Source organism: Mesorhizobium sp. M2A.F.Ca.ET.039.01.1.1 (genome assembly GCF_003998035.1).
Classification (GTDB): Bacteria; Pseudomonadota; Alphaproteobacteria; order Rhizobiales; family Rhizobiaceae; genus Mesorhizobium.
The window spans coordinates 1-12,433 of sequence record NZ_RZRY01000120.1 but is presented as its reverse complement, the minus strand read 5'-3'; the positions used below and the strand labels follow the sequence as shown (position 1 = coordinate 12,433).

Annotated in this window: 14 protein-coding genes; 6 read left to right on the top strand and 8 right to left on the bottom strand. The window is 66.4% G+C overall.

The window, feature by feature from the left end; genetic code table 11:
- Positions 1-143 precede the first annotated feature (143 nt).
- Complete coding sequence (locus EOA24_RS12270) at positions 144-521, bottom strand: YraN family protein (RefSeq protein ID WP_126080309.1); 378 nt, start codon at positions 519-521, stop codon at positions 144-146.
- Between the two features lie 60 nt (positions 522-581).
- Positions 582-1,472, bottom strand: coding sequence for a 16S rRNA (cytidine(1402)-2'-O)-methyltransferase (gene rsmI / locus EOA24_RS12265; protein WP_189343307.1), 891 nt, complete (start codon positions 1,470-1,472; stop codon positions 582-584).
- A 160-nt stretch (positions 1,473-1,632) separates the two neighbouring features.
- On the opposite strand from rsmI, the gene EOA24_RS12260 reads away from it, so the two are divergent.
- The gene (locus tag EOA24_RS12260; RefSeq protein ID WP_126080307.1) at positions 1,633-1,821 is read left to right on the top strand and encodes a hypothetical protein; all 189 of its coding nucleotides are present in this window, start codon (positions 1,633-1,635) and stop codon (positions 1,819-1,821) included.
- A 223-nt stretch (positions 1,822-2,044) separates the two neighbouring features.
- On the opposite strand, the gene EOA24_RS12255 is transcribed toward EOA24_RS12260, so the two are convergent.
- From EOA24_RS12255 to rph, 5 genes are all read right to left on the bottom strand, one after another.
- Positions 2,045-2,365 carry a low molecular weight protein tyrosine phosphatase family protein gene (locus EOA24_RS12255; protein WP_126080306.1) on the bottom strand — a complete coding sequence of 107 codons (321 nt, stop codon included), beginning with the start codon at positions 2,363-2,365 and terminating at the stop codon, positions 2,045-2,047.
- Between the two features lie 5 nt (positions 2,366-2,370).
- Entirely contained in the window at positions 2,371-3,543 is a 1,173-nt protein-coding gene (hemW, locus tag EOA24_RS12250) for a radical SAM family heme chaperone HemW (RefSeq protein ID WP_189343306.1), read from the bottom strand.
- The gene (rdgB, locus tag EOA24_RS12245) at positions 3,540-4,217 is read right to left on the bottom strand and encodes an RdgB/HAM1 family non-canonical purine NTP pyrophosphatase (RefSeq protein ID WP_126080305.1); all 678 of its coding nucleotides are present in this window, start codon (positions 4,215-4,217) and stop codon (positions 3,540-3,542) included. Before rdgB ends, hemW begins: the two co-directional genes overlap by 4 nt.
- Positions 4,217-4,627, bottom strand: a complete 411-nt coding sequence (locus EOA24_RS12240) for a VOC family protein (RefSeq protein ID WP_126083636.1) — start codon at positions 4,625-4,627, stop codon at positions 4,217-4,219. Before EOA24_RS12240 ends, rdgB begins: the two co-directional genes overlap by 1 nt.
- 184 nt (positions 4,628-4,811) lie before the next feature.
- A complete protein-coding gene (gene rph, locus EOA24_RS12230; RefSeq protein ID WP_027169620.1) occupies positions 4,812-5,528 on the bottom strand; it encodes a ribonuclease PH in 717 nt (238 codons plus the stop codon).
- Positions 5,529-5,674: 146 nt separating this feature from the next.
- Between rph and hrcA the strand changes: the two genes are divergently transcribed.
- The 5 genes from hrcA (at position 5,675) to cysK (ending at position 10,690) form a co-directional block, all read left to right on the top strand.
- Positions 5,675-6,772 (top strand): heat-inducible transcriptional repressor HrcA, encoded by a 1,098-nt coding sequence (hrcA, locus tag EOA24_RS12225; protein ID WP_126080304.1) that lies wholly within the window; start codon positions 5,675-5,677, stop codon positions 6,770-6,772.
- A gap of 198 nt (positions 6,773-6,970) precedes the next feature.
- Positions 6,971-7,168, top strand: coding sequence for a hypothetical protein (locus tag EOA24_RS12220; protein WP_126080303.1), 198 nt, complete (start codon positions 6,971-6,973; stop codon positions 7,166-7,168).
- 117 nt (positions 7,169-7,285) lie between these two features.
- Positions 7,286-8,635 carry a sorbosone dehydrogenase family protein gene (locus tag EOA24_RS12215; protein WP_126080302.1) on the top strand — a complete coding sequence of 450 codons (1,350 nt, stop codon included), beginning with the start codon at positions 7,286-7,288 and terminating at the stop codon, positions 8,633-8,635.
- A gap of 266 nt (positions 8,636-8,901) precedes the next feature.
- On the top strand, positions 8,902-9,519 hold the full coding sequence (locus tag EOA24_RS12210) for a LysE family translocator (RefSeq protein ID WP_126080301.1): 618 nt from the start codon (positions 8,902-8,904) through the stop codon (positions 9,517-9,519).
- A gap of 190 nt (positions 9,520-9,709) precedes the next feature.
- The gene (gene cysK, locus EOA24_RS12205) at positions 9,710-10,690 is read left to right on the top strand and encodes a cysteine synthase A (RefSeq protein ID WP_126080300.1); all 981 of its coding nucleotides are present in this window, start codon (positions 9,710-9,712) and stop codon (positions 10,688-10,690) included.
- Positions 10,691-11,102: 412 nt separating this feature from the next.
- Here the strand turns inward: cysK and EOA24_RS12200 are convergent, their stop codons facing one another.
- Positions 11,103-12,350 carry an RNA polymerase sigma factor gene (locus EOA24_RS12200; RefSeq protein WP_126080299.1) on the bottom strand — a complete coding sequence of 416 codons (1,248 nt, stop codon included), beginning with the start codon at positions 12,348-12,350 and terminating at the stop codon, positions 11,103-11,105.
- Positions 12,351-12,433: the final 83 nt, after the last annotated feature.

Here is a 12,433-nt window from a genome sequence, read left to right as displayed (position 1 = left end):
CCTCTCCCCGAGGGGAGAGGAGACTGTCGGCGTCGGCGCCAACCTCTTCTCCCACCGGGGAGAAGGTGGCCGCGAAGCGGCCGGATGAGGGGGCCAGCGCTGCCATATGCGATTGTCTACCCATTATAGCGGGATAAGCCCGCTCAATTCCTCCCGTAAAACGCGTTCTCGACATGCACCGGCCAACGCCAGGGCAGCACGGCCACCATGTCGAAACGCATCGAAAGCCGCCCGTAATCCGGCTGCCGCGACAGCCACAAATCCGCGGCGCCCTCGATGCGGCGCTCCGATTCATGGCCGATCGCTTCCATCGCCTCGATCAGCGTGCGGCGCGCCTTGACCTCGACGAACAGCACGAGATCGCCGCGCCGGGCGATCAGGTCGATCTCGCCGAGCCTGGTGCGGTGGCGGCGGGCAAGGATGCGGTAGCCTTTCAGCATCAGCGCCAGCGCCGCCAGCCATTCGCCGCGATGACCGCGCCGATAGGCCTTGCGGCGATGGCCGACCGTGCGCTCAGCCACCGTCGGCTCCTTTTTGCTCGACCATGATCCTATCCAAAAACCGGCTTCCACTTTTTGGGATCATGGTCCGTCCTTGAGCTCCAAGAGCCGCCGGTAGAGCGCCTGTTTCTGGCCGCCGGTCATCTTCGCCGCTTCCGATGCCGCCTTCGAAGCCGGCATTTCGGCTGCGAGAGACAGAAGCAGCCGGTCGATGTCGGCCGGCTGCTCTTCCGCTGCTTCGGGCGGGCCGACGCAGACGACGATCTCGCCCTTCGGCGTGTCGGCGGCGGCATAGTGGCCGGCCAGCTCGGCCAGCGTGCCGGTGCGCATCTCCTCGAAAGCCTTGGTCAGCTCGCGCCCGATCGCGGCCTTCCGCGCGCCCCCCAGTGCCTCGACCATGGCGGCAAGCGTCTCGGCCAGCCGTCTGGGCGACTCGAAGAAAATCAGCGTTGCCGGCACCGCCTTGAACGTTTCCAGTTTGGCCAGCCGCTGCCCGGTCTTCACAGGCAGGAAGCCGGCGAACAGGAAGGCGTCGGAGGGCAGGCCGGAAGCTGTCAGTGCCGCAAGCGCTGCCGACGGTCCAGGAATCGGCACGACGCGGATGCCCTGCTCCAGCGCCTCGCCGACTAGCCGGTAACCGGGATCGGAAACCAAGGGCGTGCCGGCGTCGGAGATCAGCGCCACGCTCTGCCCGGCCGCCAGCGCCTCGATCAGCTTCGGCCCGGCCTCTTGCGCATTGTGCTCGTGATAGGCGGTGGTGCGGCGGCGGATGCCGTAGCGTTCGAGCAGCACACGCGAGACGCGCGTGTCCTCGCAGGCGACGATGTCGGCTGCGGCCAGCGTCTCCAGCGCGCGCAGCGTGATATCAGCCAGATTGCCGATCGGCGTCGCCACCAGATAGAGCGCCGGCGAGAGCGGCCGCGCCGCGATCTCGGTCTGTCCGATCAGGTAGCTGCTTCTGTCGCCGGTCACCGGTTGCCCCTCATAACAGGCCTTGTTTGGCATGGCTGGCGCCTCGTTGCAAAACGTGAGGTCGGGTTAAGGAAATCGCCATGCCTTTGCCACAGTGCGGAACGAAACCCACAGCGGCGAATTTAACCCCTGATTCCCCGGGAGGAGGCAGGACTGAACGATGCCCAATCGCTTCGACATCTTCATCAGCCGACTTGAAAGCAAGACCGCCCGCGAGGGCATCCCTTCACACCCCATCGCCGCACAGCCCGGCGTTCGCCGCGACAAGAGCGAGCAGAAGCAGGCCCGCCCCGATGATGCGCATGGCGAGAAGCACCGCGGCAAGCACCGCCAGAAGCACGACGCTTAAGCGCGTCCCCGACCTTCGCGAGTGGCGAAGACCGCTCTCGCTTCGTCATTCCAGGGCGGAGCAAGGAGCGAAGCGATGCGCGCAGACCCTGGAATCCATGCCGTTACATCGAAGTGCCACTAACGGTGCAGAATTCTGGACCGCAACACTCCTCGCATAGGTCACGGCATGGATTCTCGGGTCAAGCCCGAGAATGACGAACGCGCGGGGAGCGTCACAGCTCTCAGAGATAGCGCGGCACCCTCGCCTCCAGCAACCGCACAAGTTCCGGGTCCATGAACTCGTAGTCGTCCGGGATATCGAGGCAAATCACCCTGGCGCCGTTCAGGCTCGAGCGGAACTTCTTCTGCAGCTTGGCGCGATGCGCCTTCTCCATGACGAAGATGATGTCGGCCCACGCCACCAGCTCATGCGTCAGCGGATTGTCGGCATCATGGTTGGTGCCGGCCGATTCGACTTCGATGTCGCGGAGCCTGGAAAACACCTGCTCGGCCGTCGGGCTGCGCAGCCGGTTCTGGCTGCAGACGAAGAGAACGTTCTTCAAAGAGGTTACCTTGCCAAATCCGCCACCACCGCATCCAGCACGATCATCCCTGCCGTCGTGGCGCGGAGCCTTGCATTGCCGACCGGCGCCACCAGCCCCTCCTCCTGCAGCACCGAGAGCCGCGCGCTGGAAAGGCCGCGCCCCGAGAGCGCCTCGTAGCGCTGCAGGTCGATGCCTTCGGCGAGCCGCAAGCCCATCAGCAGGAACTCGTCGGCCTCTTCCGCGCGGGTCAGGATCTCGCCGCCGGTGACGCCGTGACCCTTGGCCTCGACCAGATTGACCCAGGTCTCCGGCATCCTTTCCGCTATAGTCACCGTGCGGCGGCCGTTCTCGACGAAGCGGCCATGCGCGCCCGGGCCGACGCCGACATATTCGCCATAGCGCCAATAGGTGAGGTTGTGCCGGCTTTCGGCGCCCGGCCGGGCGTGGTTGGAAATCTCATAGGCCGGCAGCCCATGCCCCGCCGTCACCTCCTGCGTCAGCGCGTAGAGGTCGGCGGCATGGTCGTTGTCAGGCAGCGTGAATTTCTTTGCCGCGTAGAGCGCGTGGAAGGGCGTGCCCTCCTCGATAGTCAGCTGGTAGAGCGACAGATGGTCGACTGCATAGCCGATCGCCTGCTCCAGCTCCGCGCCCCACGCCTCCGGCGCCTGGCCGGGCCGGGCATAGATCAGGTCGAAGGAGAGACGGGGAAATATGTCCCGCGCCAGCCCGATGGCGTGCAGTGCCTCCTCGACGTTGTGCAGCCGGCCGAGAAAGCGCAGGTCCTTGTCGTTCAGCGCCTGCACGCCGAGCGAGACGCGGTTGACGCCCGCGGCGCGATAGCCGCGAAAGCGCTCGGCCTCGACCGAGGACGGGTTGGCCTCCAGCGTCACCTCGATGCCGTCAGGCACCGTCCAGTTCTTCGCCACCGCCTCCAGCACCGCGCCCACCGTTTCCGGCTTCATCAGCGACGGCGTGCCGCCGCCGAGGAAGATGCTGGTCACCTCGCGCGGCCCGGCGCGGGCGCGCATGGTCGCAAGCTCCGTCTCGAAGGCGCGCGCAAAGCGCTCCTGGTCGACCGGCTGGTGGCGGACATGGCTGTTGAAGTCGCAGTAAGGGCACTTGGCCGCGCAGAATGGCCAGTGGATGTAGACGCCGAAGCCGGGGCTGCGGTCGAGCGGTATGGTCACTGCGCTCATGCGGGTCCTGATCGCGCCAGATCCAACCTGGCCAAATCCAGTCGCGCTTCGGCGAATTTCTGGAAGGCGCGGGCGCGGTGCGAAAGCGCCGTCGCCTGGCCGGGCTTCCAGCCATGCTTTTCTTCCGCGCTCATCTCGCCAAAAGTCTTGTCGAAACCGTTGGGCAGAAACACCGGATCGTAGCCGAAGCCGAGCGTGCCGCGCGGCGGCCATACCAGCGTGCCCTCGGCCTCGCCCCGGTAATATTCAGCCTCGCCGTCCGGCAAGGCGAGGCAGATGACGGCGACGAAGCGGCCGGTGCGCTGTGAGGGCTTGGTCGCGCCGGCCTCCTGCAGCGCGGTCTCCGTCTTCTGCATGGCCATGCCGAAATCGCGGGTGCCATCCGGCTTCTCGGCCCAGTTGGCGGTATAGACGCCCGGCGCGCCGTCGAGCGCGTCGACGCAAAGCCCGGAATCGTCCGACAGCGCGGGCAGGCCGGTCGCCTTGGCGGCGGCGAAGGCCTTGATATAGGCGTTCTCCTCGAAGGTCGTGCCGGTCTCGTCCGGCTCGGGCAGGCCGTATTCCTTGGCCGATTTCGCCTCGAAGCCGAACGGCGCCATCAGGTCGGCGAATTCGCGCAGCTTGCCGGCATTGTGGCTGGCGACGACGATCTTCCTTCCGTTCAAAGAATGCATCAGAAACTCCAGATCCTTGGCTCGGCGAACTCGATCGAATTGCCCGAAGGGTCGCGGATATAGATCGAGTGCCCGCCTTGCGGCCATTCGAAGTCGCTTTCGATGGCGATGTTGTTCGCGGCGAGATGCTTGCGCCATGCGGCGATTTCGTCGGCGGTAGCCGCAAAGCAGAGATGCCCCTCGCCGGCCGTGCCATGCGGCGGCACTTTCAGCCGGGCGTCAGGCGCCGGAGGGATTTTGGTCGCCTCGGCGTTGAAGAGAAGCAATACGCCGTCACCGCAACGGAAGAAGACATGGCGCCCCTCGACCTTGCCCAGTGGCTCGAGGCCGATGATGTCGCGGTAGAAGGTTTCGGCGGCAGCCAAATTGGTGACGTAGAGAGCTGATTCCAAAATTGCAGAGGGTATCACGAGGCCCCCCTCTCTGCCCTGCCGGGCATCTCCCCCTCAAGGGGGGAGATTGGCAGCTTTGTCGTAGGCACCCATTCTGCAACGCCGGTGATTGGCGAAAGCCGCGGCGAAATCCAATCTCCCCCCTTGAGGGGGAGATGGCCGGCAGGCCAGAGAGGGGGGCCTAGGCTCGGCATTGGAAACCCTACGCCACCGCCATCTGCTGCAGGCTCACCAGCCGCGAAATGCCCTTCTTGGCCAGTCCCATCAGCGCCGCGAACTGCTCCTCGGAGAAAGGCTCGCCTTCGGCCGTGCCCTGGATCTCGACGATGCCGCCCTTGCCGGTCATGACGAAATTGGCGTCGGTGCCGGCTGAGGAATCCTCGAGATAATCGAGGTCGATGACCGGCTGGCCGTCATGGATGCCGCAGGAGATCGCCGCGACATGGTCCTTGAGCACCTTGGCGACGCTGACCATCTGGCGCGCTTCCATCCAGCGCAGGCAGTCGTAGAGCGCCACCCAGCCGCCGGTGATCGAGGCGGTGCGGGTGCCGCCATCGGCCTGGATCACGTCGCAGTCGACGGTGATCTGCTGTTCGCCCAGCGCCTGCAGGTCGACCACGGCGCGCAAGCTCCGGCCGATCAGCCGCTGGATCTCCAGCGTGCGGCCGCCCTGCTTGCCGGCGGAGGCCTCGCGCCGCATGCGCTCGCCGGTCGAGCGCGGCAGCATGCCGTATTCGGCCGTCACCCAGCCCTTGCCGGAATTGCGCATCCAGGCCGGCACCTTTTCCTCAAGGCTCGCGGTGCACAGGACATGCGTGTCGCCGAACTTCACCAGGCACGAGCCTTCGGCATGCTTGGACACGCCGCGCTCGAAGGAGATGGCGCGCATTTCGTCGGCTTGGCGTTTGGAGGGGCGCATCGAGGCTCTTTCTGTTTTTCCCGGATTCGTTGGCGGCTTGTAGACGCATGCAGTCTCTCGCGCAAAGGAAAAGGGGCGAGAGCCGGGGCGGGTTGCGCGGGCCGACCGGGAGTCTATATCTTTCCGGTAGGAGGTTTCTCGCCGGAATGAACAGACCAGTCGATCCGACGTCGCAGTCGCCCGGGCTTCAGTCGCCGGTACTTCAGTCACTCGACATGCGCTCGCGCGATATTTTCCGGCGGATTGTCGATTCCTATCTGCGCGACGGCGAGCCGGTCGGCTCGCGCAGCCTGTCGCGCATCCTGCCCTCCTCGCTGTCGCCGGCCACCATCCGCAACGTGATGAGCGACCTCGAGCATCTCGGCCTGATCTATGCGCCGCATGTTTCCGCCGGGCGGCTCCCGACCCAGACGGGCCTGCGCTTCTTTGTCGACGCCTTCATGGAGCTCGGCGACCTTTCAGACGACGAGCGCCGCATCATCGAGGCGCAGGTGCGCGCCTCGGGCTCCGGCGCAACGCTGGAGCATATGCTGACCGAGGCCAGCCAGATGCTGTCCGGCATGTCGCGCGGCGCCGGCCTCGTGCTCGCCTCCAAGAACGAGGTGGCGCTGAAGCACATCGAATTCATCCAGCTCGAGCCGACCAAGGCGCTGGCCGTGCTGGTGTCGCAGAACGGCGATGTCGAGAACCGCGTCGTCGACCTGCCCGTCGGCACCACCGTGTCGCAACTGCACGAGGCGTCCAATTTCCTCAACGCCCATATCCGGGGCCGCACGCTTGCCGAGGCGCGCGCCGAGATCGCCCGCATCAAGGATGAGACCAAATCCGCTCTCGACACGCTGTCGCAGGATCTTGTCGAGAAGGGGCTGGCGGTCTGGGCCGGCGCCGAAAGCGGCCTGCCGGCGCGTCTCATCGTGCGCGGCCGTGCCAACCTGCTGGAAAATGTCACCGCCCAGGCCGATCTCGAACTGCTGCGCCATCTGTTCGAGGATCTGGAGACGCAGGACGGGCTGCTGCAGCTGCTCGACCTAGCCGAGGAAGGGCCGGGCGTGCGCATCTTCATCGGCTCGGAGAACAAGCTGTTCTCGCTGTCCGGCTCGTCGCTGGTCGTCGCGCCCTATCGCGACAAGGACGCCCGCGTCATCGGCGCGCTTGGCGTCATCGGGCCGACGCGGCTGAATTACGCCCGCATCGTGCCGATGGTTGACTATACGGCACAACTGATTTCGCGCATGCTCCGCTAGGTTTATCGATATTCAGGTGAGGCCGGCCTGCGAATGACGGCTTCCTGCCCTTCCGGTGCTCACGTACTTTAAGTACGCTCCGCTCGGGTTCTCGGAAGCCACCTTGTCTGGCCGCTTCGCGCCCGTCTTCGACTCCGGCTCGGCCTGACCTGAATCTTGCCGCACCTAGGGTCGCACCAGCTGCAGAGGGAGAAAAAAATGGCGTTGGAAGCTATCAAGGCCCAGATCGACCTCCTGCTTCAGGAAATGATCAACCAGCCCGAGGACGATCACGAGATCCAGGAGCAGCTGCGCGAGAAATTGCGGGAGCTCCGCGCCATGGGCCTGCCCTTGCCGGCCGATCTCGTCGAGCTGGAAAAGCGCCTCGACGACGACCTGGATGCCGAGGAGACCTAAGCTCCGGCGCTCCGTCAAATCCGCGTGCGCAAGCTTCTCTTTTCGGTCGTTTGCCCAATATGTCCTGCTCGGAGCGCCTGACCGAGCGAGGCGCATTGGCAGACGACGGAGAACAGCATGATACGGATCGCCGGCCTTGCGGGCACTGCCTTGATTCTCGCCACCGGTGCCTTTGCGCAGCAGGCCCCCTTGCTCAGCGGCGAAAAGGCCTTCGGCGACTGGAAAGCCGATCGTCCGGGCGTGCGCCGGCTGCTGAAGCCGCAGGATCAGCCGAAACCCAATGTGGCGGAGTCCGCCGCCAATGGCGGCGGCGTCACCGATCGCCCGGAGGACGCGAAGCCACAGCTTCCGCCGGGCTTTTCCATCGAGCTGGTCGCATCGGGTATCGACAGTCCACGCGTGGTCCGCGTGGCGCCGAACGGCGACCTCTTCGTCGCCGACAGCCGGGCAAACCAGGTCCGCGTCTATCGCCTGGCGCAAGGCAGCGCGAAGGTCGCCGAGACGTCGATCTTTGCCAAGCGCCTGACGCGACCCTACGGCATCGCCTTTTATCCGCCGGGCGACAAGCCGCAATGGGTCTATGTGGCCAACAGCAACAGCGTCGTGCGCTTCCCCTATCGCGACGGCGACCTTGAAGCGTCCGCCAAGCCGGAGACCATCGTCGCGAAAATCCCCGCCAGCCACCACTGGACGCGCGACATCGCCTTTTCGCCCGACGGCAAGACGCTCTATCTGTCGGTCGGCTCCGGCTCCAACATCGCCGAGGATATGGGGGCGAAGCCGAAGGGCGGTGTCGAGGCGTGGGCGAAATCGCAGCCGCTGGGCGAGGGCTGGGGCGCGGAACAGGGCCGTGCTGACGTGCTCGCCTTCGACCCCGACGGCAGCAACCGCAGGACCGTCGCCACCGGCCTGCGCAACTGCTCCGGCATGACCGTGCAGCCGGCGACCGGCGCGCTCTGGTGCGTCGTCAACGAACGTGACGAGCTTGGCGACAACACACCCTTCGAATACGCGACCGCGGTGAAGGACGGCGCGTTCTATGGCTGGCCCTGGTATTACATCGGCGACAACGAGGACCCGCGCCACAAGGGCGCGCGCCCAGACCTCGCTGGCAAGGTCACGCTGCCCGACGTGCTGATCCAGGCGCATTCGGCGCCGCTCAACATCGCCTTCTATAGTGGCGGCAACTTCCCGGCTGACGGTTTTCCTGCTGAATATAGGGGCGACGCCTTCGTCACCCTGCACGGCTCGTGGAACCGCAATGTTCGCACCGGCTACAAGGTGGTGCGGCTACGGTTCCAGGACGGCAAGCCGACCGGCGAATATGACGACTTCGCCACCGGCTTCGTCATATCCGACGACGCGGTCTGGGGCCGGCCGGTCGGCGTCGCTGTCGCCAAGGACGGCGCGCTGATCCTCACCGAGGACGGCAACGGTACGATCTGGCGTGTGACGTATGGCGGGTAAGCGGTGGTCGGGCGTTCGACCGTGCGTCGAGGGGCCCCCTCACCCGGATTGCCAACCGAATTGCGAAGGGCAATTCGGGGCAATCCGACCTCTCCGCAAGGGGAGAGGAGCAGGCGAGCGTCGGCGCCAACCTCTTCTCTCCTCGGGGAGAAGGTGGCCGCGAAGCGGCCGGATGAGGGGGCTGGCGCAAACGAATCTGCCCCATAGCGAATTCATTCCCGATCCGTTTCGTGCGACAAGTGCGTCCCTATCTCGGGACCGCAACCATGACACTCACCGGATTCCTCGCTTACAGCGCAGCCCTCGGCGTCGCCGCCGCCATTCCGGGCCCCGGCGTCACGGCGCTGGTCGCCCGCGCGCTCGGCTCCGGCTTCCGCTCCTCGCTTGCCATGTCGTTTGGCCTGCTGCTCGGCGACCTAACCTATCTCACCGCCGTCGTGCTTGGGCTGGCCTTCGTCGCCCAGACCTTCGGCATGGTCTTCCTCGCCATCAAATGGGCCGGCGTCGCCTATCTCGCCTTCCTCGCCTGGCGCTTCTGGACCAGCGGTATCACGCCCGAGACCGTCGAGGCGCGCAAGGCCCGGGGCGGGCTGCTGTCGAGCTTCATCGCCGGGCTGACGGTGACGCTCGGCAATCCGAAGACGATGATCTTCTATCTCGCCATCACGCCGACCATCGTCGACCTGAAGACGATCACGCTCGCCGACTACGCCATTTTGGCGATGCTCACCGTGGTCGTGCTGTTCGTGGTGCTGGTGCCTTATCTGGCGCTGGCCGCCAAGGCGCGCTGGTTCCTGAAATCGCCACGCGCGTTGAAGGTGCTCAACCGCACCGCCGCCGGCTTCATGATGGGCGCGGCGGCCGCCATCGCGGCCCGCCAGTAGGCTCCGATGTCAGCCGTTCCCGGATTTCAACCAAACCATTCCTGAAACCCGCTGCAGCGGAAAATGCATTTCCGCTGCGGCGCGCTTTTCAGCAACCGCCCCACTCGGATATTTTAGGTGGCCGGCCTATCTTGCGCGGCTGAAAGCCCTATTCTGTTTTGCCTATGCCATTGCCCTGGGAGCGAACCAAATGAACAAGCCCGTCACCTCCGCGCGCGTGCCCGGCCGCGGCCGCGTCTTCAATTCGATCACGGAGACGATTGGCGACACGCCGCTGGTCAGGCTGGACAAGTTCGCCAGGGAGAAGGGCATCGTCGCCAACCTGATGGCCAAGCTCGAATTCTTCAACCCCATCGCCTCCGTCAAGGACCGCATCGGCGTCGCCATGATCGAGGCGCTGGAGGAAGCCGGCAAGATTGCGCCCGGCAAGACCACGCTGATCGAGCCGACCTCCGGCAACACCGGCATCGCGCTCGCCTTCGCCGCCGCCGCCAAGGGCTACAAGCTGATCCTCACCATGCCGGAGACGATGTCGGTCGAGCGCCGCAAGATGCTGGCGCTGCTCGGCGCCGAGCTGGTGCTGACCGAAGGGCCGAAAGGCATGAAGGGCGCCATCGCCAAGGCCGACGAACTCGCCGCCACGCTGCCCAACGCCATCATCCCGCAGCAATTCGAGAACTCGGCCAATCCCGAGATCCACCGCCGCACCACGGCCGAGGAGATCTGGAACGACACCAATGGCGAGGTCGATATCTTCGTCGCCGGCATCGGCACCGGCGGCACCATCACGGGCGTCGGCCAGGTGCTGAAGAAGCGCAAGCCCTCGCTGCATATCGTGGCGGTCGAGCCGGAGGCCTCCCCGGTTCTGTCCGGCGGCCAGCCCGGCCCGCACAAGATCCAGGGCATCGGCGCGGGCTTCGCGCCGAAGATCCTCGACACGTCCGTCTATGACGAGATCGTCAGGGTGTCGAACGAGGATTCGGTCGCCAATGCCCGCCTGGTCGCGCGCCTTGAAGGCGTGCCGGTCGGCATCTCCTCGGGTGCCGCGCTCCAGGCGGCCATCGTCGTCGGCTCGCGGCCGGAGAACAAGGGCAAGAACCTCGTCGTCGTCATCCCCTCCTTCGCCGAGCGCTATCTGTCGACCATTCTGTTCGACGGGCTGGGGGCTTAGGGCGCCCTTCGTCATCAGCGGGCTTGACCGACCCGACGATTGTCTGTACGCGCGCCGGCAGCGGCGGCTTCGTCGTCGAGGCGGCGCTTGGCATGGCCGGCTCGGCAGACCGCATGCCTTGGAGATTGCCTGAAGCCTTCCAACTTCGTCAATCCACGGGCGGAGCAAGGAGCGAAGCGACGCGCGCAGACCCAAGGATCCATTCCGTGACTTCGACGCGCCGCAACGGTGCAGAATTCTGCTCCGCTGCATCCTACGATCGAGGTCACGGCATGGATCCCAGGGTCTCCGCGACGCCGCTTCGCGGCTGCTTCGCCCAGGGATGACGAAGTTGAGAGGCTTCCGCCAATCCCCAGCGTTTGCGCGATCCCCCGGAAAGGGTGATGACGCCTGCTCACCGATCAAACCGACATTAACCCCCCACAAGCTTCGCCTTCTCGCCTTGCAGGAAACGCCGCAGCGCCGGGTCGCGCTCGAGGCCGATCGCCTGGTCGTAGGCCTGCGCCGCCTGCTTCGTGTTGCCGAGCCTGGCCAAGAGCCCGGCGCGCGCGGCCCAATAGGGCTGGTAGTCCTGCAGCCGCTTGTCGTCGCCCAGCACATAGAGCGCCGCCAGCCCGGCTGTTGCACCCTCGGTTTCGGCGATGGCCACCGCACGGTTGATCGCCACCACCGGTGAGCCGGCGACGGAAAGCAGCGCGTCGTAAAGCTGGCGGATGGCCGCCCAGTCCGTGCCGCTGCCGCGCCGGCGCGCCGTGTGGGCGGACTGCACGGCGGCCTCGAGCTGGTAGCGGCCGATGAGGCCCCTTTGCGCGGCGCCCGCCAGCAAGGCCTCCGCCTCGTCGATCAGGCTGTCGTCCCAGAGCGCGATATCCTGTTCGGCCAAAGGCACGAAGTCTCCATCCGGGCCGCGCCGTGCCGAGCGGCGCGCCTCGGCGAACAGCATCAGCGCCAGCAGTCCCAGCGCCTCCGGCTCGTCCGGCATCAGCGAGGCGACCAGCCGTCCAAGCCAGATTCCTTCGCCGGCGAGGTTGCGCCGGCGGCTGTCGGTGCCGGTCGGATCCGACCAGCCTTCGGCGAAGGTGGCGTAGATCGCTTCCAGCACGGCGCCCAGCCGCTCGCCGAGCTCCGCCTTCTCCGGCACGCGAAAAGGAATCCCGGTCTCGCGGATGCGCGCCTTGGCCCGCACCAGCCGCTGCCCCATTGTCGCCGGCGAGACCAGGAAGGCAGAGGCGATCGTCGCGGCGTCGAAGCCGAGGATCGTCTGCAGGATCAGCGGCGCGCGCACGCTGGCTTCGATCGCCGGATGGGCGCAGGCGAACATCAGCCGCAACCGGTCGTCGGGCAGCTCCTCGCCGCTCATGCGCGCCTCCATCTCCTCGGCGATCAGCTGCAGATGATCGCGCGCCGCCTCGCCGGTCAGCCGCCGCCGCACGGCGTCGACATCGCGCCGGCGCGCCACCGCGAGCAGCCAGGCTTCCGGCTGCGCCGGCACGCCAGTCCTGGGCCAGCGCTCCAGCGCGGCCGCGAAGGCGTCGGCCAGCGCGTCCTCGGCGCCGGCGACGTCGCGCGTGCGCGCCGCCAGCCAGGCGACCAGCTTGCCGTAGCTGCTCCGGGCGGCCGCTTCCGCCGCCGCCCGCGCGATCTCCGAGCGATCATCCATCGCGGCTCACTCCGCGGCGGCGACGTACTCTGCCATTTCCCAGATCGGCCGCACCTCGACCGTGCCGGTGGCGGACGCGGGAC

Coding starts and splice junctions, on each gene's coding strand:
- cysK (WP_126080300.1), top strand. CDS start 9,710: ATGAACAAGCCCGTCACCTCCGCGCGCGTGCCCGGCCGCGGCCGCGTC.
- EOA24_RS12260 (WP_126080307.1), top strand. CDS start 1,633: ATGCCCAATCGCTTCGACATCTTCATCAGCCGACTTGAAAGCAAGACC.
- EOA24_RS12210 (WP_126080301.1), top strand. CDS start 8,902: ATGACACTCACCGGATTCCTCGCTTACAGCGCAGCCCTCGGCGTCGCC.
- EOA24_RS12200 (WP_126080299.1), bottom strand. CDS start 12,350: ATGGATGATCGCTCGGAGATCGCGCGGGCGGCGGCGGAAGCGGCCGCC.
- EOA24_RS12215 (WP_126080302.1), top strand. CDS start 7,286: ATGATACGGATCGCCGGCCTTGCGGGCACTGCCTTGATTCTCGCCACC.
- hemW (WP_189343306.1), bottom strand. CDS start 3,543: ATGAGCGCAGTGACCATACCGCTCGACCGCAGCCCCGGCTTCGGCGTC.
- rph (WP_027169620.1), bottom strand. CDS start 5,528: ATGCGCCCCTCCAAACGCCAAGCCGACGAAATGCGCGCCATCTCCTTC.
- hrcA (WP_126080304.1), top strand. CDS start 5,675: ATGAACAGACCAGTCGATCCGACGTCGCAGTCGCCCGGGCTTCAGTCG.
- rdgB (WP_126080305.1), bottom strand. CDS start 4,217: ATGCATTCTTTGAACGGAAGGAAGATCGTCGTCGCCAGCCACAATGCC.
- EOA24_RS12220 (WP_126080303.1), top strand. CDS start 6,971: ATGGCGTTGGAAGCTATCAAGGCCCAGATCGACCTCCTGCTTCAGGAA.